General features: G+C 57.3%; 22 protein-coding genes and 4 pseudogenes. 16 read left to right on the top strand and 10 right to left on the bottom strand.

Translation table 11 applies throughout. The features are described from left to right. Positions 1 to 219 precede the first annotated feature (219 nt). The gene (locus tag ACTJJ7_RS12245; RefSeq protein WP_440967203.1) at positions 220 to 1,095 is read right to left on the bottom strand and encodes an IclR family transcriptional regulator domain-containing protein; all 876 of its coding nucleotides are present in this window, start codon (positions 1,093 to 1,095) and stop codon (positions 220 to 222) included. A gap of 226 nt (positions 1,096 to 1,321) precedes the next feature. Here ACTJJ7_RS12245 and ACTJJ7_RS12240 point away from each other — a divergent pair, with 226 nt between their 5' ends. Further along, entirely contained in the window at positions 1,322 to 2,197 is an 876-nt protein-coding gene (locus ACTJJ7_RS12240; protein WP_353574435.1) for a transporter, read from the top strand. A gap of 917 nt (positions 2,198 to 3,114) precedes the next feature. On the opposite strand, the gene ACTJJ7_RS12235 is transcribed toward ACTJJ7_RS12240, so the two are convergent. From ACTJJ7_RS12235 to ACTJJ7_RS12215, 5 genes and pseudogenes are all read right to left on the bottom strand, one after another. After that, positions 3,115 to 3,864 (bottom strand): SDR family oxidoreductase, encoded by a 750-nt coding sequence (locus ACTJJ7_RS12235; RefSeq protein ID WP_353574436.1) that lies wholly within the window; start codon positions 3,862 to 3,864, stop codon positions 3,115 to 3,117. A 259-nt stretch (positions 3,865 to 4,123) separates the two neighbouring features. Then, positions 4,124 to 5,191: pseudogene (locus ACTJJ7_RS12230) on the bottom strand (IS3 family transposase). Between the two features lie 149 nt (positions 5,192 to 5,340). Beyond that, positions 5,341 to 5,598: a hypothetical protein gene (locus tag ACTJJ7_RS12225; RefSeq protein ID WP_353574437.1), complete on the bottom strand. Its 258-nt coding sequence runs from the start codon at positions 5,596 to 5,598 to the stop codon at positions 5,341 to 5,343. 52 nt (positions 5,599 to 5,650) lie between these two features. Continuing rightward, entirely contained in the window at positions 5,651 to 5,902 is a 252-nt protein-coding gene (locus ACTJJ7_RS12220) for an alpha/beta hydrolase (protein ID WP_440967230.1), read from the bottom strand. Then, positions 5,871 to 6,362: a hypothetical protein gene (locus ACTJJ7_RS12215; protein ID WP_434782057.1), complete on the bottom strand. Its 492-nt coding sequence runs from the start codon at positions 6,360 to 6,362 to the stop codon at positions 5,871 to 5,873. Before ACTJJ7_RS12215 ends, ACTJJ7_RS12220 begins: the two co-directional genes overlap by 32 nt. A gap of 445 nt (positions 6,363 to 6,807) precedes the next feature. Between ACTJJ7_RS12215 and ACTJJ7_RS12210 the strand changes: the two genes are divergently transcribed. Beyond that, on the top strand, positions 6,808 to 7,491 hold the full coding sequence (locus ACTJJ7_RS12210) for a TetR/AcrR family transcriptional regulator (protein ID WP_353574438.1): 684 nt from the start codon (positions 6,808 to 6,810) through the stop codon (positions 7,489 to 7,491). A 191-nt stretch (positions 7,492 to 7,682) separates the two neighbouring features. Here the strand turns inward: ACTJJ7_RS12210 and ACTJJ7_RS12205 are convergent, their stop codons facing one another. After that, entirely contained in the window at positions 7,683 to 7,862 is a 180-nt protein-coding gene (locus tag ACTJJ7_RS12205) for a hypothetical protein (protein ID WP_353574439.1), read from the bottom strand. Between the two features lie 91 nt (positions 7,863 to 7,953). Between ACTJJ7_RS12205 and ACTJJ7_RS12200 the strand changes: the two genes are divergently transcribed. The 6 genes and pseudogenes from ACTJJ7_RS12200 to ACTJJ7_RS12175 form a co-directional block, all read left to right on the top strand. Beyond that, positions 7,954 to 8,583 carry a VOC family protein gene (locus ACTJJ7_RS12200; protein WP_353574440.1) on the top strand — a complete coding sequence of 210 codons (630 nt, stop codon included), beginning with the start codon at positions 7,954 to 7,956 and terminating at the stop codon, positions 8,581 to 8,583. A gap of 98 nt (positions 8,584 to 8,681) precedes the next feature. Further along, positions 8,682 to 9,560, top strand: a complete 879-nt coding sequence (locus ACTJJ7_RS12195; RefSeq protein ID WP_353608078.1) for a TauD/TfdA family dioxygenase — start codon at positions 8,682 to 8,684, stop codon at positions 9,558 to 9,560. A gap of 12 nt (positions 9,561 to 9,572) precedes the next feature. Further along, positions 9,573 to 10,199: a LysE family translocator gene (locus ACTJJ7_RS12190; RefSeq protein ID WP_353574442.1), complete on the top strand. Its 627-nt coding sequence runs from the start codon at positions 9,573 to 9,575 to the stop codon at positions 10,197 to 10,199. A gap of 103 nt (positions 10,200 to 10,302) precedes the next feature. Then, positions 10,303 to 10,815, top strand: coding sequence for a MarR family winged helix-turn-helix transcriptional regulator (locus tag ACTJJ7_RS12185; protein WP_353574443.1), 513 nt, complete (start codon positions 10,303 to 10,305; stop codon positions 10,813 to 10,815). A 227-nt stretch (positions 10,816 to 11,042) separates the two neighbouring features. Then, a pseudogene (locus ACTJJ7_RS12180) lies at positions 11,043 to 11,987 on the top strand (IS30 family transposase). A 45-nt stretch (positions 11,988 to 12,032) separates the two neighbouring features. Then, a pseudogene (locus tag ACTJJ7_RS12175) lies at positions 12,033 to 12,482 on the top strand (ISNCY family transposase); the annotation flags it as partial. A gap of 5 nt (positions 12,483 to 12,487) precedes the next feature. On the opposite strand, the gene ACTJJ7_RS12170 reads toward ACTJJ7_RS12175, so the two are convergent. Further along, complete coding sequence (locus tag ACTJJ7_RS12170; RefSeq protein WP_353574445.1) at positions 12,488 to 13,222, bottom strand: hypothetical protein; 735 nt, start codon at positions 13,220 to 13,222, stop codon at positions 12,488 to 12,490. A 307-nt stretch (positions 13,223 to 13,529) separates the two neighbouring features. Between ACTJJ7_RS12170 and ACTJJ7_RS12165 the strand changes: the two genes are divergently transcribed. Beyond that, a complete protein-coding gene (locus ACTJJ7_RS12165; RefSeq protein ID WP_353574446.1) occupies positions 13,530 to 14,903 on the top strand; it encodes an ISNCY family transposase in 1,374 nt (457 codons plus the stop codon). A gap of 114 nt (positions 14,904 to 15,017) precedes the next feature. On the opposite strand, the gene ACTJJ7_RS12160 is transcribed toward ACTJJ7_RS12165, so the two are convergent. After that, a complete protein-coding gene (locus tag ACTJJ7_RS12160; protein WP_434782065.1) occupies positions 15,018 to 15,230 on the bottom strand; it encodes a hypothetical protein in 213 nt (70 codons plus the stop codon). A 404-nt stretch (positions 15,231 to 15,634) separates the two neighbouring features. On the opposite strand from ACTJJ7_RS12160, the gene ACTJJ7_RS12155 reads away from it, so the two are divergent. The 3 genes from ACTJJ7_RS12155 to ACTJJ7_RS12145 all read left to right on the top strand — a co-directional run bounded on the left by ACTJJ7_RS12155 (position 15,635) and on the right by ACTJJ7_RS12145 (position 18,863). Continuing rightward, positions 15,635 to 16,996 carry a flavin monoamine oxidase family protein gene (locus ACTJJ7_RS12155; RefSeq protein ID WP_353574447.1) on the top strand — a complete coding sequence of 454 codons (1,362 nt, stop codon included), beginning with the start codon at positions 15,635 to 15,637 and terminating at the stop codon, positions 16,994 to 16,996. Between the two features lie 62 nt (positions 16,997 to 17,058). After that, the gene (locus ACTJJ7_RS12150; RefSeq protein WP_353574448.1) at positions 17,059 to 17,466 is read left to right on the top strand and encodes a RidA family protein; all 408 of its coding nucleotides are present in this window, start codon (positions 17,059 to 17,061) and stop codon (positions 17,464 to 17,466) included. 62 nt (positions 17,467 to 17,528) lie between these two features. Further along, positions 17,529 to 18,863 carry an NAD(P)/FAD-dependent oxidoreductase gene (locus tag ACTJJ7_RS12145; RefSeq protein ID WP_353574449.1) on the top strand — a complete coding sequence of 445 codons (1,335 nt, stop codon included), beginning with the start codon at positions 17,529 to 17,531 and terminating at the stop codon, positions 18,861 to 18,863. A gap of 268 nt (positions 18,864 to 19,131) precedes the next feature. Here ACTJJ7_RS12145 and ACTJJ7_RS12140 read toward each other — a convergent pair whose 3' ends face one another. Then, complete coding sequence (locus ACTJJ7_RS12140) at positions 19,132 to 20,061, bottom strand: LysR family transcriptional regulator (RefSeq protein ID WP_353574450.1); 930 nt, start codon at positions 20,059 to 20,061, stop codon at positions 19,132 to 19,134. Between the two features lie 124 nt (positions 20,062 to 20,185). On the opposite strand from ACTJJ7_RS12140, the gene ACTJJ7_RS12135 reads away from it, so the two are divergent. The 4 genes and pseudogenes from ACTJJ7_RS12135 to ACTJJ7_RS12120 form a co-directional block, all read left to right on the top strand. Next, a complete protein-coding gene (locus ACTJJ7_RS12135) occupies positions 20,186 to 21,400 on the top strand; it encodes an acyl-CoA dehydrogenase (protein ID WP_353574451.1) in 1,215 nt (404 codons plus the stop codon). Continuing rightward, the gene (locus ACTJJ7_RS12130) at positions 21,400 to 22,578 is read left to right on the top strand and encodes a CaiB/BaiF CoA transferase family protein (RefSeq protein WP_353608080.1); all 1,179 of its coding nucleotides are present in this window, start codon (positions 21,400 to 21,402) and stop codon (positions 22,576 to 22,578) included. The genes ACTJJ7_RS12135 and ACTJJ7_RS12130 overlap by 1 nt, the downstream gene beginning before the upstream one ends. Then, entirely contained in the window at positions 22,575 to 23,450 is an 876-nt protein-coding gene (locus ACTJJ7_RS12125) for a 3-hydroxybutyryl-CoA dehydrogenase (protein ID WP_353574453.1), read from the top strand. The genes ACTJJ7_RS12130 and ACTJJ7_RS12125 overlap by 4 nt, the downstream gene beginning before the upstream one ends. 39 nt (positions 23,451 to 23,489) lie before the next feature. Beyond that, a pseudogene (locus ACTJJ7_RS12120) lies at positions 23,490 to 23,667 on the top strand (electron transfer flavoprotein subunit beta/FixA family protein); the annotation flags it as partial. Between the last annotated feature and the right edge of the window lie 87 nt (positions 23,668 to 23,754).

The following is a 23,754-nucleotide window of genomic DNA, read 5'->3' as shown; positions in this document are numbered from 1 at the left end:
TTTGAAGTCCGTTGAAATCGGAGTTGCCGAGCCGCTGCCAACACGACGCGCGAAATAGCGCGCTACGTTGAATTCATGCATTGACAATCCTCCCTGACGTCCATACCGACAGAGGCATCATACCTACCAGCCTGCCGGTCTCCCACTCTTGGAATGTCCGACAGACTGAAGACTGCGGCAACGTTATTCCAGGATTTGTTCGCAGAGAGAACAGCGGGTTCAGCTAGGCAGACTCGCGATCGCGGTCTCCACGTCTCTGATGCAGCCTCGGAGCCGGTTAAGATGCCGTTCTGCGGCTTTCGTGGTAGTCATTGCGGATCGAAAGAAGACGATGTTGATCGCGCCAACCACCCCAAAAGGACCATGTACGGGTAGCGCGATCGCACTGATGTTGGCTTCCATCTGACCGGAGGAGGAGGCGTAGCCGGCATCACGTGTGGCATTGAGCGTCTGGGTCAGTGACGTCCGGTTGATGATATCCTTGGCGTCGGGGCCTCCCTGGCTTTCGACAATAGCAAGCGATGCCGTCAACTCCTTGGGCGTCATTGCCGACAGGATTGCCTGTCCAAGCGCAGAACGCACGAGCAGGCGCTTCTTGCCGACGACGCGGCGATGTATCGACATTGGGCTGAACTTGTGCGTCGAACATCGTATGATCACGGCGCCTCTTATGAAGCTCGCGAAATCTGATGGCCAGAGCACGTCACGGGTCAGTTCGCGGAGATAGGGTGCGACCGTCTGGGCGATGACGTCGTCGTCCTTAACGCCGTCGGCGATATGAGCCAGTCTCGCAGTCAACGCGATGGCACCGTCCTCCTGACGGCGCACCACGTAGCCGAGTCCGACCAGTGTGCTGACGATCCTGTAGAGCGAGGAGCGGTCGATATCGACATGGGTCGCCAGTATCCCGATCCTTGTCCATCCCAACTCGCTGAGTGTTTCTAGTACATTAAGACCGCGAGCGAGCGCCCTCACATCCTTGTACGGTCCTTCGCTGATGACATTCACGTGCAATATCCTCCTCGTGTTCTCCCAGAGAACATTCTCGTAATGTCGATTGTTGTTCGTCAATCGTTTTTTCATCTTCCCGCCCATGCCGACATTCAGGCGCGCTCGCTCGCAGAAGCGAACGCTACGCAAATAAATCGGGCCGGTTTTGCAGCCACGGAATGATCGGCTGGTTTCTGCTTACTCGAAAGGAGGTTCGAGTGGGTGGCAAGACCTGCTTGGGTGGGCGCTGCGACGCAGTCCACGGTGTAGCGCGACGCGATCGACGTGGCTTCATCCCGGGCGACACAGGAAATCTTTTTGGGAGGACTAAATGAGGAAATTGAATTTCGCACTGGTGGGGCAGTTCGTGTTGTTTTCTGGACTGGCTGGTACGGCTGATGCTTTGGACATCCAGCCTTATGACGTTGTGCCCGCACCGGCGGGAACCGCTGTCTGGACGACGTATATATTCTACGGCAAATCGAACACCGCTTATCTCAACGGGGATGAGGTCGGTGGCGATCTCAAGACGCTTTCCGTTTCACAGCGCTTGACCTACTATTTCGATATTATGGGTCATCCTGCTCTGGTCACAGGCATCGTTCCCTATGTCGATCTAAGGGATGCAAATCTCGCAGGCACCCCGCTCAATGACGCAAATGGGATCGGTGATACGACGCTCGCCTTCACATACTGGCTCTACAGCGACCCCGATACCAATCGTCATCTCGACATGACGACGTATCTTGTCGTTCCGACCGGCAACTACGAACCCGGCGATGCCCTGAACGTTGGCAGCAATCGCACCTCATACGCATTGCAGCTCAATGGTGCGTACGGTCTGGGACCTCAATGGTTGCTAGAAGGATCGATGGACGTTTCCTTTTACCGGGACAACACGAATTCCGGCGGCGGAGGCGGTATTCTGGAACAGGATCCGACTTATTCTGCCCAGCTCTGGCTCAGCTACGCGGCGACGCCGAAACTTTCGTTCTCGGCCGGTTGGGGTGGTTTCTGGGGTGGCGAGCAGAAATTGAACGGAGTTGCCAATGGTTTCGACTCTGACCGCCAGCAGCTGCGTGCTGCAGCGTCATGGTGGGTGAACCCGACGCTACAGGTTCTTGGCCAGGTCAACAGGGACCTTGAAGTCAACGGTGGCTTCGAAGCTGATACGTCCTTTCTGCTGAGGGTCAGCAAGCTGTTCTAGTGGAACGGCCCCGAGGTGGATCAACATTGAATCTTTTCCGAAGCCGCCCGGAGATTGGCGGAAAGAGTTGTTTATCGCAAATAGTCACCCCCGGAAAACGGTGCGTTGATTGTCTTTCATACACTCCAGGATCAAAGCCGTGGAAAGGTGAAATCGAAAAGAATATCTGACATATGGGACATATTTGGGGAAAAGTTGCGTTGGCAACGGGTGCGCCCAGTGGAATTGGTCGTGCTACTGCCCTCGTGTTTCCGAACGAGGGGAGGATGGTCGTTATTGATGTCGGCCCCGAGGCGCTCGCGATTGTGGTTAACGCGATTCGCGCCACGGGCAGCGCGCGAAGTCGTCGCGAATATCGTCTCGCTTGATGGGATCGAACGTGCCGTTCGACGCTGGTCGCTTCGCCGCCCACGATGCTAATGGACAGATCTGTTTGCTCCGCCACGCTCTGGAGCAAACGAACGCGCAGTTCCTGATTGAAGCTGTCGGCCTGTATGCGCGAATCGATTATGTAGCAATGCTCCAGCACGCCCGGCGTGCCGAAATCGTTCGCCTGGCTGCCCCAGCGCCATGACCAGCACGTCGTAGGGAAGCCGGCGATCTGAAGGAGCAGCCTACCTGCAGTGGCCAGAGCGGCGCAACCACAACTTCTCTGTTCTCCCGATTCAGCCCACGCCTCTCGCCGGGCTGATTCACAGAGCCAGCGTTTTTGGCTTCAGCAATGCAAGCGACCTTCTGCCGCACACCATCGCGGGTGCCAGTCGCGATGGTGTGCGGCATCGGTTTCCCGATATGCGCCATGTCCGCATCAAGCAGAGTGACATCGTAGCGCCTGTGCCGGATGGCTTAGGGCTCAACTACATCGCAATCTCACGACCGCAACGCCACCCTCGGCCACAACGATACGCGCAGGCCGATCAGCCCGTCGAGCCCAGCCGATTGATCACACCAGCCAGTTCCCCACCATCAACGACAAACTCGGAGCCGGTCGAGAAGCTTGACGCATCGCTGGCGAGGAACAGAACCATGTTGGCGATTTCCTCGGGCTTGCCCGTTCGATTGAGAGCAACGTGTCTTTGATCCGGCGGCATATCTGCCGTCATTGGTGTTTCGATCGTACCGGGATGCACGGAATTGACCCGGACGCCATAGCGTCCAAGATCCAGTGCGACCGACTTGGTGAGGCCCCGCACGCCGAACTTGGAGGCATTATAGGAACCAAGCGCTTCAATCCCGATAAATCCGGCAATAGAGGATATGTTGATAATCGACCCGCGCTCGGATGCGACAAGAGCTTTCGCGGCGGCTCGCATACCCAGGAAAACACCGTTCAGATTGACATTGATCACGGCGCTCCAGTCCTCGACGCTCACGTCCAGTATCGAGCCGAATTTGACGATGCCAGCGTTGTTCACGAGGATATCCAGCCCGCCGAACGTATCTTGCGCCAGCTTTACCGCCGCATCCCATTCGCTCTCATTGGTGACATCAAGGTGAGCGAAACGGGTCCTCTCGCCCAGTTCCTCCGCCAGATTGCAGCCGTCGCCATCGAGAACATCACCAAAGACGACTGATGCACCTTCTTCGACCAGGCGGCGCACAACCGCGGCTCCGATACCGCGCGCACCCCCACTTACGAGTGCTACTTTTCCCTCTACAGCTCCCATGTGGGCTTCCTCGCTTTGTCAATTTCATGTTCATGAAAATTGAGTTAATTATACACTTGTCGAATATTAAGATGAATCGTTTCAGAGTCAAGTGCGAAGCCAGAAGACGAGTAGATGGGCCGTGATAATATGCTTCCGGCTATGGATGGCGCTGGTGGCCACGCAGACGTGAGCCACCTGCCCGTAGCATGGTGGGAGTGAGGTGGACCCGCTTGCTGAGACAGTTTGGCGGCTTGGCTAAGGTGGATCGGGGTTTTTTCTACGCCGCCAACTGCTCCGTCATTTCCGCCATAGCATAGACTTCGTCGGGCGTCCTGAAGCCGAAGGTCGAGTGTGGGCGTTTATGGTTGTGATAGTCTATCCAGGAACCGATGCCGCTGTGGGCTTCGCTTCCCGTTTCGAATGCGCTGAGGAAGACGCACTCATATTTGAGGCTGCGCCACAGCCGCTCGATGAAGACGTTGTCCATCCAGCGGCCGCGCTCGTCCATAGAGATGCGGATGCCGGCGTCCTTCAGCGTCGTCGCGAAGGCGAAGCTGGTGAACTGGCTATCATCTTTTGACTATCCGTGTTGAAGATGTCGGGCCTGCCGTGCCGAGCGATCGCCTCTTCCAGAGCAGCGACACAGAATTCGACATCCATCGTGTTCGACAGCCGCCAGGCCAGCACCTTGCGGCTGAACCAGTCCATGATGGCAACGAGATAGAGGAAGCCACGCCGCATCGGGATGTAGGTCACGTCGGCACACCAGATCTGGTCCGGCCGCTCGATCGCCAGATGCCGCAGCAGGTAGGGATAGATACGGTGCCGCGGATGCGGCGCGTTGGTCTTCGGCGACAGACCGATCTTGCGCATCAGCCGACGAACCCGTTTGCGGCCCACGCACCAGCCCTGGCGCCGTAGGTGCCGCGCCATCTGCCTTGAGCCATACCAGGGCATCTCCATGAAAGCCTCGTCGATGATGCGCATCAGTTCGAGGTTCTCAGGCGTCTCGCCGGCGGGCTGTCGGTAGAACGACGCCCGCGAGATCGAAACCAGATCGCACTGGCGGCGGATCGAGAGCCGGTTGTGATCGGGATCAATCATCATTCTCCTCCGATCCAGGCTCAGCGATCGAAGGCCTTGGCCAAAAAATCCCGCTCGACGACGAGTTGGCCAATCTTGGCGTGCACCTTCGTCACCTCGGCTTCCCGGCCGACCTGCGCATGCGCAGCCTTGTCGTAAACGCCTTGGCCAGGTCCGAGATCGTCCGCTCGCCGCGGATCGCCTCAAGCGCAACCTTGGCCTTGAACTCGGCCGTAACCGTCTGCGTGTCTTCATGCTGGATCGTCCTTTTTATTGGGCGACCCACCTTATGCCCCTGTCTCAGAAACCGGTACCACCTCAGAGATCAGATGCTCTACCTTCGGCTGCCAAACTTCACCCGACCGCAGCTCCTTCGTCCACGAAGCCGTCGCAGTCCAGTTTCCCTGGTTTTCATTCGCCGCCCACAATCTTCCCCGCAAGCAGAAACGGACTCGAAAGGGCCACTCCGACTGCATTGAAAACGAAGGCTCCCGCCTGCCGCACGTCCGGGTTCGATCGATCCATTCCGGCTGCGTTGAGCCTCGGATAGAGTGCAGCGATCGCGACAAATCGGTTGTGCTTGAAGCTGTCTTTCGTCTCAAGTTCGGAAATATCGACCACCTGGATGCGGGCCTTAAGGGTAGCTTCCTCAACCTTCGCATCGTTCACCTTGATCCTGCCCCCTGTCGTTGACGCTCGGTCGACAGAAACTCGGAAACCCTCAGAGCCTGTCGTCACGCGAGACCAGCACCGTCATGGGTGGTGAAAGCGAACCGATCGCCGCCAACTGTGCGCTGAACACATCCACATCGATGTCAGGCGCTGCGAGGATTACATGAAGACGCCGGAACACTTTGTTCTTTCCGGTTATGCGAAGCTGGCGCACCGCTTCTGCCGTTAGCCATCCTCCCATGCTATGGCTAACAACCGTGATCGAACCGTCAGTCTGCTTGCCAGCGAGCGAGGTCAGCAATTTCGCCAACTGGTCTCAGGAGTAGGTGACCGCGTCCTTGTCGGCGACATAACCACTCAAACTTCCCTCGGACGGCCAAGCGAACAGGAAAGGAGAAGAATCGGTATTTGAATCGGAAGCCATCTGGGCCCATCCGGAAGACCGCTTCCGTATAGTTCGTATTGTAGCCATGAGTGAAGACGCCGATGCCCGGCGGTTTGCTGCCGCGTTTGCGAGAGACCTCATGTTCAAAGGCGGTTCGGTCCAGCACCTGCTGCTCGACCGACACGAAATCCGTCTTCGGATCAGGCTTGGACTTCGGCCATTCGATGTTGCCGGACTTGTGTCCGGGCGGAATCGAAATCCGGTTACGCAGATAGCTGACATGCTGAGCTCGGCCGGATGTGAATGCACTGGAAGCATCACGCTCCCTGGTGGTCGCGGCGTATACGGTGACGATCTTCGCGTCCTTCACGCTCACGCTGAATGCGGCGTTTAGAAGCAACTCCGGTCCAGGCCTTCCGGCACAGGCCGCAGTGAGGTCAGGATCAATAGAAGTAGAAGATGATGATAGCGGAACTCTAACATGGTCGCGTCTGTCGCAATGCTTTTGGCCGGCACAGGATCTTTAGAGAGATTATTTCGATCGCCCTGTGTGGATTTACTCTCTTTTGACCAGCGGCAATCGGCATAAACGCCGCCGGTCGATTTACCTTCCGCTCACGCAGTCGTATGAAGCGGCGGCCGGATGGCCACCGTGAAGGGCGTTACCATGCGACGCTACTCAGCGTCCGGACATTGCTGCTTACGGCTGACCCTCCACATATTTCGCTTGCTATACCTCGCGCACGAATGAATTAGACATTTGTCGAATAATTCATTAAATTGGTTTACAGTTACCAGCCAAGCCACACACAGGAGACGTGATGTCATCCGTGCAGACACCCCGAGGCAGAGGCCGGCCACGCAAGGGCATCGGGCCTATCGGGCCTGTCGAGCCTTCGAAAGCGGATCAGATTCTCGATACCGCACTGTCGCACTTTGCCAGGGAAGGATTTGATGCCGCCAGCCTGCGTAAGATCGCATCCGACGTTGGCGTCCACGTTGCACTGATCGGCCACAATTACGGATCCAAGGATGACTTGTGGCGTGCCGTCATCGATCGCGTTGCCGATCAACTCGCGAGTAGCCTGGAGGCCGTACCGGCCTATGAAGCCGAGAATCTGTCAAAAGGCATTTATCTGCCGCAGATCATGTCGCACCTTGTCGACATCGTTTGCGACACACCGCATCTCGCGCAGTTCATACTAAGGGAAGTAGCCCAGCAGGATGAACGCTTCAAGCACATCTTTGAACGGCTCGCCAAACCGATACACGACGCGCTCCTGCCCGGCTTCCAGGCATCTCAGCCGTCAGTCGACGGCAGGCCGTTCGATCCGAACTACCTTCTGTTCGCCTTTACGGGTTCGATTGCGATGACTGTGGCCAGTAGGGAGATGCTTGCTTGCTTCTCGGCCTCTGCTGCTTCGGACGAGACGTTTCGAGAAGAGCTGAAACACACGTTGATTGGCGGGTTTGGCGCCATCCTGCGCTCGCGCGGGACACCTTGAAGCATCACAAAGATCTACCGCGGTGGAGTCATATCGCGATGAGAATTGCCGCTCCTGCCGGCATTTCCCACCGCGCTTGGATTGCTAACCACGAACGTCGATCAGCACTTTCACCTCAGTCGGTGTTCCCGTGAGGCGATCAAATGCTGCTGCAGTCTCGTTGAGCGGCACAAGACCGGTTATCAACGCTGCTAGTTTTCAGGCTCGTCGCTTATCAGTTTCAGCGCTTGGCCGAACTCCGCCGGAGTATAGGCAAAGCTGTAGTCTATGGCGAGTTTGCGTACGGAATTGGTCCCGACGTCCTGTGGTACGCCTTCGGAGACGATATCGGCGTGCAACACATCAAGCGGTATCTGAAAGCTGCCTGACACTGTCGCCACCCGGTCGGTGTTGTAGGCTTCGGTTGCACAATATGGCCGCGCTTGGGGCGTGATCCCCGAAGTGCCAAAAATGAGAATGTAAATGCTGTTATTCGATCATATCTCAGTCATAGCACCCAGCCTTGAGGAGGGCATTGAACACGTCTCTTCATGTTTGGGCATTGAGTTGATCAATGGCGCTTCCCACAACGATATGGGGACACACAACAGGCACGTCCGCTTGGGTGAAGACTGCTATCTTGAAGTGATTGCGGTGGACCCTGCCGCTCCGCCGCCAAGCGGGCGCAGGTGGTTCGGTCTAGACGATACGGAAGAGGTCCGAGCCACATGGGAGCAAGGCCTGCGGCTGCGAGGTTGGGTCGCCCGTACACATGATATTGACGGAATTCTGAATGCCCATGGCCCAGTCTTAGGGGAAAAAAGGTGGCTTGATGGGCATTTCAACTTTTCCGTGCCCGCGAGCGGTAAATTGCCAATGGATGGCACTATGCCGTCGATAATCGATCTCGGAGGAGCGCCGCCGACTGCGACAAATCTCACGGATCAGGGAATGAGACTGAAGGAATTTGTGCTTGAACATCCGTACCCGTCCGAGATCGTCGCACTCTATAACGACATCGGTATTGTCAATCCGCCGATTGTGATCGCCGGGAAAACTTGCCGGTTTCATGCAGTCATCGAGACACCTCGCGGGCTGACGACATTGCATTAACCCGACCAGGCGTTTCTTGAGGAGCTGATGCTGCACTTGAAATCTCCATTCGGTCATACCTAGGAACGTGCCCGCTTAGATCAGCGAGGAGTCAAATCATGATTAGATTGCAAGTTCGTGAATTCTTCGAAGCGCAACCGGCGGATTTCCTAGTCGATCCGCACAGCGACACCGCACACTATGAAGCCTTAATGGCGAAGAATAGTGCTCAGATTCTGGGTCCGGCCCCAATCTTCGATATTCGCTCGGAACTCGTAGAAAACGGATATGCGCTGATCTCGACTGACCTTGCTGATTTTGCGCCACCGACACCAACATCACTTTCGGCGCACTATGAAGGTCCTTATTACGCAGAAGCGATGTTGGCACTTGTTGGACAGGTAGTCGGCGCAGTCCAAAGTCTTCCTCACCAGAACGACGGCCGAGCTTTCCACGACATAATGCCGATCCAAGCATTTAGGGACAAACAAACATCCGGAAGTTCGGACGTCACATTGGAAATGCACACCGAGCTTGCGTTCGTTGAAAATCCTCCGGACTATCTGATGCTTTTCTGCGTCCGCCAGGATCAGACGCGAGAAGCTGAAACACATCTTTATGATTCTCGATACGCCCTGAATCTGCTCACCGCAGACCAATACACACGACTAACCACTGTAAACTATCGGGTTGGATTAGACGCCAATATCACCGGCGACGTCGAGGATGAAGATAAGCCATTCGCGATTTTCGACGGTCCAACCGCCAAACTCCTGCGCTACGATATCGACCTGTACCAGCCGGTCGGCCAACCTTTCGACGAAGCGTTTGAAGCTCTTACGCAGGCCCTCTTGGCGATGCGTATTGCCGTCCGGCTGAGACCCGGACAACTAATTATCGTCGACAACAAAAGAATTGTGCATTCACGCAGCCAATTTAAGGCTACTTATGATGGCAAAGACCGCTGGCTCAAACGCGCTTTGGTCCGTGGTATATAGAAGAGTTTGTAGGTGAAGGAAGCTCTTTTCATTAGCTTTCTGGCAGCAACGCTCGTCATCTTGAGTACGCCGGGTGCATCCTGCGCGCTCGCAACCAGTCAAGCCATGCGATATGGGCCACGTGCCGCACTTCTAACCGTTGCGGGCGACGCAATGGGATCAGTTGTCCACATAATCATCGCGACAATCGGTCTGCAATTCCTCATCGGGATGGCTTCATCTGTTTTGCCATGGCTGCAAGTCGCCGGCGGCATTTATATCCTCTACCTTGCACAACAGAGTTTTCAGGCTAGCAAAGCAGCGCTTCATTCTGAAGGAAGAACATCCGGTGGGACCTTTGAAGCGATGTTCAGTGGTTTTATCGCCTGTGTGAGCAATCCGAAGGCCATTATATTTTTTGCCGCACTATTTCCGGGATTTATCGATCCCAATTTCAATGTGGTATTTCAGTCAGCAGTCTACGGAACCATTTTCATAATTCTTGATGTCATATCAATTCTGGGATACGCGTTGCTCGCCGTATTAGTTTTTAAGTCAAAAGCGTTCAGTCGGATAAATTACAACACTTTCAGCGGCATAGGCTTGGCCTTGATCGGTATACTTCTGGTGATTAAAGGCATGATTGAAATTTTTCAATAGCGGATAACAGAGCCGAATCGCATGCTTCCGAAACAACGATAATCTCGTTCGACCTCGACGGAGTGAGCTCGCAAAGTAGAATAAATTTGCTGCATGTGTGCAGATGTCTTACCTTGCAAACATAGTCGGGGCCTTTGCCCTAGTGATCGCTGACGAACTTAAGAAACGTGCGATCGAAAAATCGCATTGCTCAGAAGGCGGAGCAGTCGCCTTAAATCAGATCGGAGCGCGTGAGCATCCGACCATCGAAGACCTACGCGCAAGTCTCGACGTAGAGACTCACTCGGCCGCTACAAGGGTCGTGGCGCGCCTTGAGGCTGACCAACTCGTCACCAAAACAAAGGCAATTGATGATAGCAGGTTTATCCATCTTGCTCTGACGGAAAGAGGGGAGGCTATCCGAAATTCCATTTTGACGGATCGGCGGCATTTTCTCGAAAACGCTCTAAGCGTATTGGATAATAAGGAGCGGGAGATATTGGAGGGGTTGGTAAAAAAAATTCTCTCTAAACTTCCGTTTGATAATCGAACCTGTGATCGATCCTGCCGTCTATGCGATACCGGCGTGTGCAAAGATCCGCATTGTCCTATTCAAGTGAACAGCCCTACCGAATAACTTCGGCGTGGAGCACCGCCGCAGGTAGGAATAGCTACGCGACGTCGGTGCCCAAATCTTCTAGGTCCAGACAAGAGCCTTGCATTTGGCCGAATATCCCTCATTATGAAATCAATTACTCAGTTCCATAATATATGTTATCTGATCAATACCTGTAGCCGGGGTACATTCTATTTTAAACTGCAACATGCCAATGAATTCATCAGGTTAGCCATGGAGGAAATTGGATGTCGAATTGCTATTCACAGATCACTTTGCGTGAACGTCGCCGTCTTTTCGAGCTTAAACAGCTCAAAGTCCCTCTCGGCGATATAGCGCGGCTGATGGGTCGTCATCGCTCGACGATCTATCGCGAGATCAGGCGCAACAGCTTTCAGGACACGGAAATACCAGACTATAATGGCTATCATAGCGTTGTTGCCGACAATATCAGCAAAGACCGGAGAACACGGTTGCGCAAGCTCAGACGTTATCCAGAGCTGCGCAAGTTTGTCATTGAACAATTGGAAGCCCATTGGTCGCCGAAACAGATCTGCGGCCGAATCTATTCAAAGGAAGAATACGCTCTGAAGCTGTATGAACACCTGGCCGGGATGCGAACAAAACGCTGCCCACGCGGTACCAGATGATCGCGCAGTTCCCGCATTCCAGAAGCGTTTCGCATTCATCAACGCCCGGATTTTGTTGGCAATCGCCTGCAATTTGGGAACCGGGAAGGTGATTTGATTATCTTTGAACGAGACCTTGGAGAAGCCAATGTCATGACGCTTGTTGAACGCAAAAGTCGTTATTGCGTCATCATCAAAAACAACAGTCGGCACTCAAAGCCTATCATGAACAAAATCATTCAGACCTTTGCTGCACTGCCTTATCACGCACGCCGCAGTTTTACCTTTGATCGTGGTTCCGAGTTCATGGGGTATAGGGCTTTGGAGGATGGAATGGGGGCCAGAAGCTGGTTTTGTGATCCAAACTCGCCATGGCAAAAAGGTGCTATTGAGAACATCAACAAGCGCATCCGACGTTACTTACCCAGCAACACTGACCTGACGCAGGTCAACCAGGCGCAGTTGACTGCCCTCGCCCATGATCTCAACGCAACCCCGCGCAAGTGTCTTGGATTCAAGACACCAGCCGAGGTCTTTGCTACACTTTTGCAGGAAGCAGCATAATCAGATAGCCTCATCAACGGCATGATGCACTTGGGAGAGCTTTTCCAGACCCTGTCACAAGCTTTGACGCTGCGTTATGACAAGGTTCTGTTCATTCTCGACCCGACGGATATGGCTAAATCTCTGGCGGGAAAGAAAGTGATTGTCTGTGATTATCCGGATGGACGTCTGGAGATTATGAATGCGGGCTTTACCCTGCCGTACACAACCTTCGACAAGCTGAGATCGGTGCATCGGGCGGAAGTCGTCGAGAACAAGCGGCTGGACGACATGCTGTCGATCGTCGCCGAGATGCAGGCCGGACGTGAGCAGCAACGCAGCAAGAGCGGTCCACGCCGCACCGGCCAGACGGATCATATGTTTGGTGTTCCCGATGGCAGTGTCGGCAATGGATATCAGAAACGACCACGCAAATCGCGCACGGCTTACATGAATGATCCAGCAGTCAAGGCACGCAGACAGCAGGCCCTTTCGCAAAGAGGTGCCATGGAATAACCGAACTAGTGCAGGCGGTTAATGCTTATAAACTCTTTCTGATTGTCGGATTCCAACGTCAGGCAGGCATTCCAGAGTGGTGTCTTGTAATAGGTGCCATCCTGCAGAATGGTCAGACCGTCGCGATCCTCACGCATGAGGCCGAGCCAGCATAAAGGGCGCAGAATATCGTAGCTTATTTCCATCTTCCGCTCCACAGCATCGATCGTTCCGGGAATGGCATTGGGATGCAAGATCGCCATCAGATCGTCTGGTGTGCACCCGTTTCGTGCCTGAATGTTGATGACATTGAGAAAGACATGCCACCATGGCATTCGTGCAAGCACACCTTCCCGATCCATCCTGTAATGAACATAGGAATAAAGATATTCAGCAGCTATCTGATCAAAAAAGCTATCCGGTTTGGCCAAAAACTCGAGACCACGTTTGGTTGGCAACAGCTTGTCTTTGCGCCGTCGCGTGAACCTGGAGAAGTGTAGAAAATCCCGCACGGCCCAAAGCGGCGGCATGTCGCTTTCATTGAGGACTTTATTCACGCTGAACAATTCATCATGCGTGTATCCTGGCCAGAGGAAGTGCACAGCGGCCCAATGTACGAATTTGCGGTTCATGGCGCCGGTCGCCGTCAATCCTATGCCACCCTCACCGTCAGCATAGGCAAGTGAAAGAAGCATGCCGCGAAGAAGTGGTGACAGCACGGCGACATCGAGGTCACCTTGCAGGTTGATTTCCGGAAGCATCGTGACTTTGATCCCTACCTGCCCTATGCAGGCGCAAGCGAGTATCAACCGGCGACGGCACAATTGCTACTGAGAAAGCTAAAGCCAAGGGGAGCATCATCACCCGCCCCCTCCCTTCCCTTGCAACCCGGTCCAGCCGGTCCGGTCGGGGGCTGATCGCGGAGCCAGTGTCGCATTTCTAACTGGCTGGCGACGTTGCACCTCTAACAAGCTTTGACAATACCTGTAGCCGCAAAGTTAAAGTGTCCTGTTTCTGCAAAGTAAGAATGTCACTCTCCCGGCGTTTTGACGGCGTGGGAGATTGCGGATGGGATTGATTGCGATGAGCGAGCGTGACCTGCAGCGCATTGAGGTTTTGTCGAAAGTGATCGCCGGACGCATGACGCTGGTTTCGGCAGCGCATGTCCTGGGCTTAAGCACGCGCCAGGTCCGCCGCTTGCTGGAGCGGATCCGGACGGATGGTGCAGCATCGATCCGGCACAAGGCGATCGGTCGGCCATCGAACAATCGGATTTGCGACGATGTGCGGGATTATGCCCTAGCGATCGTGCGCGAACGCTATGCGGACTTTGGTCCGAGCTTGGCAGCCGAGAAGCTTGCTGAGCGCGATGGTTTGCGGGTGTCGCGCGAGACGCTGCGCAGCTGGATGGCGGATGCCGGACTTTGGCTGTCGCGCAAGCAGCGACGGACGTTTCATCAGCCACGACTGCGACGTGAGGCCTATGGCGAACTGGTGCAGATCGACGGGTCGGAGCATCGCTGGTTCGAGGATCGCGGGCCGCCGTGCTCGCTTTTGGTGTTCGTCGATGATGCGACCGGCAAGTTGATGCAGTTGCGGTTCGTGCGCTCGGAAAGCGCGTTCACCTACTTTGAGGCGCTGGCGCTTTACCTTAGGCAACATGGGGCACCTGTGGCCTTTTACTCCGACAAACATTCGGTGTTTCGGGTGGCGAAGAAGGATGCCAGGGGTGGTCAGGGCATGACCCAGTTCGGGCGTGCACTCTGCGAGCTAAACATCGAGATTCTTTGCGCAAATTCCAGTCAGGCCAAAGGTCGGGTTGAGCGGATGAACCGGACGCTGCAGGATCGCCTGGTCAAGGAGCTCAGGCTTTCTGGCATCGACAGCATGGAGGCGGGCAATGCGTTCTTGCCGGGCTTCATAGAGGAATACAACGAGCGTTTTGCAATCGTCCCTGCCCGTTCCGACGATCTGCATCGGCCGCTGAATTTGGCGCAGGATCGGTTGACTGACATCCTGTGCAAGCGCGAGCAGCGCTATGTTGGATCGCAGCTTACCTTTTCGTTTGAGCGCAAGCGGATCATGCTGGAGGAGTCCACGGTGACGCGTGGCCTGGTTGGCCGCTATGTCGAGACCTATACCTATGCGGATGGTCGGCTGGATGTGCGATGGAAGGGACATTCCCTGCCCTATCAGGTGTTCGATAAGGACCAGCGGGTGACACATGCGGCGATCACCGAGAACAAGCGGTTGGGTGATGTTCTGGCCTATATCAAGGAGCGCCAGGAGCAGCAGGACAAGCCGAAGGTGAAGAGCAGCAGTGACAAGAATGGCAACGTCAAACGGGCTCGCGGACCGGGCCGGCGGAAGGATTTCATGAACGATCCGGCAGTAATCGCACAGCGCCAGAAAGCACTGTCGCGACGGCAAGCTGCGGAGTGAGGCGTCTCAAAGCTAAAGCCGAAGAGGTGTGTCAGTCACCCGCCCCGGCCAGCCCTTGCAACCCGGACCAGCCGGTCCGGTCGGGGGCTGATTGCCGGAGCCAGTGTCGCATTTCTAACGGGGCAGCGGCGTCGCATCTCTACCCAGCTTTGACAGGCGGTCTACCTTCAATTCCTCTGCAGCCACATGCTTCATGCGCATGCGGGAAGGATGAAAAGTGAAGCGCTCTGGCGAGACGAGTTCGCGAGCCCGCAATAGTGCCGGAATTTCCGTTTCCATCTTAATATTGGAGCTTGGAACGATCTGACCAATACGAAAGCGCTTCATCTGCGGGACCTCTTGTTTCGAGTAGGTTTCACAACAGTAATTATTCAAAACGGGAATTAGAAGGCAAGGGAACGTGAAACGCTGAAGGCTTCCCTCTGTTGCATCCGGCCAGAGGAAGTTTTGGTTTATCTTAAGAATGCTACATCAACCGATTGATTATAAAGGTATTTTCCAGCGCTTCACGGTACCATGCCCGCCTTCTTCGCTCATCCTTCACTAGAAACGGCATGGAATATGTCGCGCTGACACGGAACGTATGCTTGCCATATACCCAAGCATAATATAACTCTGAATAATAAATTTGGTCGCTTGGGGAGCCGACCTTACGGTTTTTACAGGATCGAAACTGCCGCATCGGCGAATCTGTCACCGACCACGGCATGCCGACATCGAGGGGGATTTGCATGGACCACGAAACCGATTTCGACGTCATCGTGCTTGGTGCCGGCTTCGCCGGCGTCACAGCGGCCCGCGAATTGAAGAACAACGGCCGCAAGGTCGTCGTGCTTGAGGCGCGCGATCGCATCGGCGGGCGCGCCTGGACGTCGGACCTCGACGGCCACAAGGTCGAGTTGGGCTGTACGTGGATCCACTGGTTCCAGCCCTATGTCTGGGCGGAATTCGCCCGCTCAGGCCTGAAGCTGCATGAAGATCCCTGGCTGCCGCCGCTCACTATCTGGGTAGACGGCAAACCGCAGGACATCGAGTTCAGCGAGTTCCGGGCGATCCTTCAAAGTGCCTGGAAGAAATTCGCCGGCGATACGCCGGATGGTCCGCGCATGGACAGGCCCTACAGCCTCGATACGATTGCCGAGGCTGAGGAACTCGACACGCTGAGCGTTCAGGACGTGCTCGACCGGATGGGGCTTTCACCGCTCGAGAAAGCGGCCTTCGCCGCCGAGGTGAGCGCCCAGACGAACGCACCGCTGGACCAGTCCGGATACCTGTCGCAACTGCGCTGGTGGTCCATTTCCGGCTGGGATATCGGGCTGATGATCGATTGCCTCGCCCGCTACAAGGTCGATAGCGGCGTTACCTCCCTCATCACCTATATGGCGGAGCGCGCCAATCTCGACATCCGCCTCAACTCCCCCGTCGTCGACGTGGTGCAGGACGAGCGCGGCGTCACGGCGACGACCCGCGACGGCCGTCGCTTCACGGCGAAGAAACTGGTTTGCGCCGTCCCGATGAACTGCCTGAAAAACATCCGGTTCACGCCAACGCTCGCGGAGGACAAGCTTGTCCTTTCCCGCGAGGAACATGCCGCAAAGGGCATGAAAGTGCTGTTCCGCACGGAAGGCGAAGCCACCGGCCATGCCGTCATCGCTCCGCCCGGCGCACCGATTAGCCTCCTCAACCCCATCCGTATAGAGGGTGAAACGCGCATCTACGTCGGCTTCGGCACAGATGGCGCGGCTTTCGACCCGAAGAACCTCGACGAGGTAAACGCGGTGCTTGCCAGCCTTCACCCCGAACTGAAGGCCGTTTCGACCACCGGGCACGACTGGGCAAACGACGAGTTCTCGCTTGGCACCTGGCACATGCCGCGGCCGACGCAGAACGTGCGCATCGCAAAGGCCTTCAAGACGCTTGAGGGCCATGTCCATTTCGCCGGCGACTATCTCGGGCGAAATTGGGTAGGCTTTATGGACGGCGCAATCGAGTCTGGCCTGCTGACTGCGGACAAGGTGGAAACTGAATTGCGCTCTGCCTCAAACCCAGCGCCCTCACGGCGCTTCAAGGCGCCGCCCGGTCTCACTGGCTGACGCGGCACCGACTGAAACCGCATAAACTTGCTCATATCTGCAATTTGCGACCAGGATCTGACATGGCAAAGAAACCGCTATTTTTCCACATGCTCCCGGAAATGGAGAAACACTACTGCATGTCAATGGCCGTTCGGGCCGGCGACTATCTTTTCATCGGCGGTCTGACCTCCACGGATGACGAAGGCAACGAAATCCATGCCGACGACCCGGCCGCGCAGATGAAGCGGATCTACGAGATCCTCGCCGACATCCTGCAAAAGTTCGGCGGCACGCCGCGCGATGTGGTCAGCGAAGCCATCTACTACAATGTCAGCGCGGACGAGTTCAACGAGACGCTCTTCCCGCATCGCCAGGCCTTCTACGGCGAGGACGGCCCCTCGGTCGCGGGCATGGAAGTCGTCGGCTTCACCAGCCGGGCGATCCGCGTCGAGACGACGGCCGTCGCCTACTTGCCCCAGTCCAACTGACGCGAGGCACTGTGGTCATGGAGGCTCACGGATCAGCGCCCCATTCGGGAAAATCCTTCTGGTTGCATGACTACGGCATGTATGTCCCAAACCGTGCCGTGGAAGGGCGGATCGATTGCGATGTCGCCATCATCGGCGGTGGCATCGCCGGCATGTCCACCGCCTGGCATGCTGCGAAAGACGGCACCGGCCGCGTCGTGCTGATCGAAGGCGAGATCGTCGGCTTCGGGGCCAGCGGTCGCGCCGCCGGCTGGATCATGCCGCAGTTCGGCATGGACCAGTTCACCATTCGGCGGAAGTACGGCCTCGAACGCTCGAAAGCGGCGTTCGACTACTGTCTGCGCGCCATGGTCTATACACGAGAGATCATCGAAAGCCATCAACTCCAGTCCGACTACCGGCATCCGGGGCTGATGCGGGTGGCCTTCGATGAGCGCTGGGTGGACGACGTCCACGCCCTGCAGACGATGTATTCTGAATTTGGCATGCAGGGGCTGCAGTGGATGGACGGGGCCAACCTACAGGCGGAGTTTGCCGGCAATTCGAATTTCAAGGCCGCGTTGTTCGATCCCAATCTCGGCCTGCTCAACCCTTGCAAGCAAGTGCGCGAATTGAAAAGGCTCGCGGAAGCCGCCGGCGCGCATGTCTACGAGAACAGCCCCGCCATTCACATCGAACGCCAGGCATCGGGCATCCGGATCGTCACGCCGCGCGGCGAGATTTTTGCTAACAAGGCGGTGATCGCGACCAACGCCTTCACCCACATGCTGGAAGGCCCGGTCGGGCGCGAATTGCGCCGGGTTCAATCTCCTGTCTTCGCGCGCGGCGCGGTGACGGAACGCCTGACACCCGTACAATGGCAGGCGATAGGCTGGCAGCGCGGCAATGCGATCGAAAGCACGCTCGACCTCTTCCACTACATGGCGCCCACCGCCGATGGCCGCATCCAGTTCTACTGGATCTACTACGGCGGACACTCGATGTTCGGCGAAATGGAGCCGACGGCCAGCGCGGAGGGTGGAGAGGTTTCGCTCCAACATCTCAAGCGGATTTTCCCGCAGTTGCGCGATATCCGCCTTGCCCATAGCTGGGGCGGGCACATGTCCGGGACGATGGATCTGGTGCCGCACCTGACGACACTCGGCGACGGGCGCGTCATCTATATCGGCGGTTGCTGGGGCCATGGGCTGGCGATCAACCATCTGCACGGCCAGACCGTCTCCCACATGCTAAACGACGTCAGCAGCGACCTCACGGATTTCTGGATCGTCAACCGGACACCGCGGAAATGGCCGCCGATCCCGTTTGACTACCTCGGCAAGGGACTGGCCTGGAGCGCGCTGCGAAGGAAGGCTCGCCAGCAGCTGGCGGGCTCAATTTTCGACGGGCCGGTCTAAGGCGCATTGCATCAAGATATTAACGCTTTAAAGCTCGTTCGCCCTACGCATACTTATCTTCGCCGATCCGCTCGGCGTCGTCGGCGGTGTGACGTCGTGGAACGCGGACCGGACCCTCTGCTCGAAGTTCCGCTGGGTTCGACACATGACCAGCGCCGTTCCAGTCCGATATGAATTGATCGAGAACAGTGCCGCGGAAGCGGCGCGCCTTGGATGATCGAAGACAATCAGGACATTCACGCTGGCATCATCCGGCGTTTTGAATAATCTATTTGCCGGCGCGGCGACCGCGAGGCTCATCAACCACCCCCAGGTCTTGGATATGCCTGGCCAACCAGATGCGAAACGCCTCGAGGGGTGGATAATGGGCGCGATCCTGCGGCCATACCAGCCAGTAGCTGCCGGTGCCTTGCACGGATGCCTGCAGGATCGGCACCAGGCGCTGTTCGCGGATTTCGATAGCCGCAAGATAATCCGGCAGCAGTGCAACGCCGAGCCCCGAAATCGCCGCTTGGGTCATGGTAGCAAACTGATCGAACAGCATTCCCGTCGTGACAGGCACGCTTACCCCCTGCGCCTCAAACCAGATTTGCCATGCGCTCGGTCTGGTTTCGAGCTGAAGGAGTGGCCAGCGAAGGATATCGACGGGCAAGACGACGAGGTGCGTTTCGAGCAGCGACGGTGCGATGCAAGCCGTAAGGCGCTCATCGAACAATTTCATGTGGCCCGCATCGCGCCAGTCGTCAGTACCGAAATGGACTGCCGCATCGAAACTATCAGCTGCAAAGTTGAAGCGCCTCAGCCGCGTGGCGAGGTTGACCGTGATGCCAGGATGCTCATTTAGGAAACCACCCAACCGCGGCGCGAGCCAGCGGGTGCCAAACGCTGGCAACAATGCGAGCGACAGCGTGCCGCCGCCGGGATTGGCTGTAAACTCCAGGCTCGCCCGCTGGATCAAATTCAGCGCGCGCGAAACATCCTTGCCATAGGCCGTCGCGGCATCCGTCGCGACGAGGCGCTGGCGGTAGCGCTCGAAAAGCGGCCGCCCGAGCTGGGCCTCCAGGTTCTGCACCAGTCGGCTGATCGTGCTTTGTGTGAGGTTCAGTTCCCGCGCGGCAGCCGCCGTCGATCCCGTCCGCAACACCGCCTCGAAGGCAGAGAGTAGGCTCAGAGAAGGCAGGAACCGGCGCGAACGCATGGGTGACCTATTCATTTCATGAATTGTAATAGGGCTAAATAGCGTTATTTCACGGCAACTTCAATCTGTAGATACATGCGTCATTGCCGAGCGCCCACAAGCGCAGTTTGATCTGGAGAGAGATGTGTCCGCCAGCAGCCATGACAACCAGAACCCGAAGGGCGGCGCGTTCGCCTGGAGCGACCCCTTCCTTCTCGATGATCAGCTTTCAGACGAAGAGCGTATGATCCGCGACGCGGCCACGGCATTCGCCGAAAACGAATTGCAGCCCCGGGTACAGGATGCCTATCTCGACGAACACACGGACGCCGGCCTCTTCCGGCTCATGGGCCGGGCGGGCCTGCTCGGCGTGACCCTCCCGGAAAAATACGGCGCCGCCAGCGCCACTTATGTTTCCTACGGCCTCGTCGCGCGGGAAGTCGAACGCGTAGATTCCGGCTATCGGTCAATGATGAGCGTGCAGTCGTCGCTCGTGATGTTCCCGATCTACGCCTACGGTTCGGACGAGCAGCGCGACCGTTACCTGCCGGGCCTCGTCTCCGGTGAACTGATCGGCTGTTTCGGCCTGACAGAACCGGATGCCGGCTCCGACCCGGGCGCCATGAAAACCCGCGCGGAAAAGATCGACGGCGGCTATCGCCTTCGTGGCTCGAAAACGTGGATCTCCAACGCCCCGATCGCCGACGTCTTCGTCGTCTGGGCGAAGTCTGAAGCGCATGACGGCAAGATCCGCGGCTTCATCCTCGAAAAGGGTATGAAGGGTCTTTCTGCGCCCAAGATCGGTGGCAAGCTATCCCTACGAGCGTCGATCACCGGTGAAGTTGTCATGGACGGTGTCGAAGTCGGCAAGGATGCATTGCTGCCGGGCGTCTCGGGCCTTGCCGGCCCGTTCGGCTGCCTAAATCGCGCCCGCTACGGCATTTCCTGGGGCGTTCTCGGGGCCGCCGAGGATTGCTGGCTGCGAGCCCTTCAGTACGGGCTCGACCGCAAGCAATTCGGCAAGCCGCTCGCCGGCATGCAGCTCTACCAGAAGAAGCTCGCTGACATGCAGACGGAGATCGCCTTAGGCCTGCAGGGGAGCCTGCGCGTCGGCCGCCTGATGGACGAGCATAAATACGCGCCGGAAATGATCTCCCTGGTCAAGCGCAACAATTGCGGCAAGGCGTTGGATATTGCTCGCCAGGCGCGCGACATGCATGGCGGCAACGGGATCCAGATAGAGTACCATGTCATGCGCCACGCGCAAAACCTGGAAACGGTCAACACCTACGAGGGTACGCATGACATCCATGCGCTGATCCTCGGCCGCGCCCAGACGGGCCTCCAGGCGTTCTTCTGATGGATGCCGGAAACAAGGCCCCGCTCGCCGGGCTGAAGGTCGTCGAACTAGCCCGAATTCTCGCAGGGCCCTGGATCGGCCAAACGCTCGCCGATCTCGGCGCGGAGATCATCAAGGTCGAAGGCCCGGCCGGCGATGATACCCGCAGCTGGGGGCCGCCCTTCATCGAGCGGCCCGACGGCAAGGGCGGTACGGAAACGGTCGCCGCCTATTTCCATGCTGCCAACCGCGGCAAGACCTCAGTCACCTGCGACTTTTCCGACGCCGACGATCTCGATCGGGTAAAGGAGCTAATCGCGCAAGCGGACGTGGTGATCGAGAACTTCAAGGTCGGGGGCCTGAAGAAGTTCGGCCTCGACTATGAAAGCCTGTCCGCCCTCCATCCGCGCCTCATCTATGCGTCCGTGACGGGTTTTGGTCAAAATGGACCGCGCGCGAAGTATCCGGGCTACGACTTCCTCATCCAGGGCCTTTGCGGCATCATGGACCTCACCGGCGAACCTGACGGAGAGCCACAGAAGGTTGGCGTCGCCTGGATCGATCTTTTCACCGGTCTCTACGGCGTCATCGGCATCCAGGCGGCCTTGACGGAGCGGCAGCGCTCCGGGCGCGGCCAGCATGTCGATCTATCACTTCTCGACGTCGGGATCGCGACCCTCGCAAACCAGGGCATGAACTTCCTTGCTGGCGGCTCGGTGCCCCATCGAATGGGAAACGCCCATCCCAACATCGTCCCCTACCAGGTGTTCCCGGCCGCCGACGGTCATATCATCATCGCTTGCGGCAATGACCGCCAGTTCGTCGGTCTCTGCGCTGCGCTGGGGCTGGACACCCTCGCCACCGATCCGGCATATGCAACCAACCCTGCCCGCGTCGGCAATCGCAAGGTGCTCGTGAAGATGCTGTCCGAAAAGACGCGCCTGCGCAGCAAGCAGGACCTCATTGCCGCATTGGAAGGCGCCGGCGTGCCAGGCGGCCCGATCAACACCGTGGAAGAAGCCATTGCAGATCCGCAGGTCCGCGCCCGCGGCTTGAAGATCGAGCCCGAAGGGCTGCCGGGACTGCGTACGCCCATCCGGTTTTCCAGAAGTCCGCTGGTTCTTGACAGGGCAGGGCCGCTCCTCGGCAGTGGCGCCTGGGCATTTGTCGCTTTGGCAGAGGAAGAAAGCAGGAAATGAGCATTCAGACGATAGGCGTTATCGGCGCCGGCCAGATGGGAAGCGGTATAGCCCAAGTCCTCGCGGCCGCGGGCTTCGACGTTACGGTGACCGACGTCAATCCGGACGCGCTCAATACAGCGACCGCGCGGATTTCCGCTAATTTCGAAAAGCAGGTGGCGCGCGGCAAGATCACCGAAGAAGACAAGCGCGCCGCCGAGGGGCGCATCGAAACATGCACGGCCCTTTCCGATATCGGACATTGCGGTCTCGTCATCGAGGCGGCCACGGAAAAAGAGGCCGTCAAGCAGAAGATGTTCGACGATCTCATTCCCCACCTGAATCCCGAGGCGATTCTCACTTCCAACACGTCATCGCTCTCGATCACGCGGCTGGCGGGCCGGACACCGTGTCCGGAACGCTTCATGGGCCTGCATTTCATGAACCCCGTTCCGGTCATGCAACTCATCGAGTTAATCCGCGGGATTGCCACCAGCGACGAGACCCTCGCCGCCGTCCGGGCCGTCGTCGACCGCCTCGGCAAAACGCCCGTCATGGCTTCCGATTTTCCGGCCTTCATCGTCAACCGCGTGCTCATCCCGATGATCAACGAAGCCGTCTTCGTGCTCCACGAGGGCGTCGGCTCCATCGTCGACATCGACAACAGCATGAAACTTGGCGCGAACCATCCGATGGGGCCATTGGAGCTTGCTGATTTCATCGGTCTCGATACCTGCCTGTCGATCATGCAGGTTCTCAACGAGGGTCTCGCGGATCCCAAGTACCGGCCTTGTCCGCTGCTGGTGAAATATGTCGAGGCCGGCTGGTTCGGCCGAAAGGTCGGGCGTGGCTTCTATGACTATCACAGCGAGCCAGCAGTCCCCACCCGTTGAAACAGGAAGACCAGTCGGGCGTCCAACTTGCCAACGGCGTCGATGAACCCCTTCGACGAAATCTCGGTCGAGGAAGAGCTGCGGTTGACGGAAGCCGGCAAGGCGGAGGAAGTCGTCCTGGTTTACGTCGGCCTGGCTAACGCCGAGGAGACGCTCAGGACCGCGCTCGCGGTTGGCGCGCCGGTCGTGCCTGATCGCGACGGAAGACGCCGTCAAATGGATGTCACCCGGAAGTGTGCAGCGGTGCCGGGATAACGACATGCATAAAAAACAAAGAGCTAAAGAGCGTCGCATGAATCAAGTT

The sequence above is a fragment of the Phyllobacterium sp. 22229 genome (assembly GCF_052056495.1).
In the GTDB taxonomy this organism is placed as follows: domain Bacteria; phylum Pseudomonadota; class Alphaproteobacteria; order Rhizobiales; family Rhizobiaceae; genus Phyllobacterium; species Phyllobacterium myrsinacearum.
Note: the sequence above shows the minus strand (reverse complement) of the source record. Positions and strands in the feature narration are given on the sequence as shown.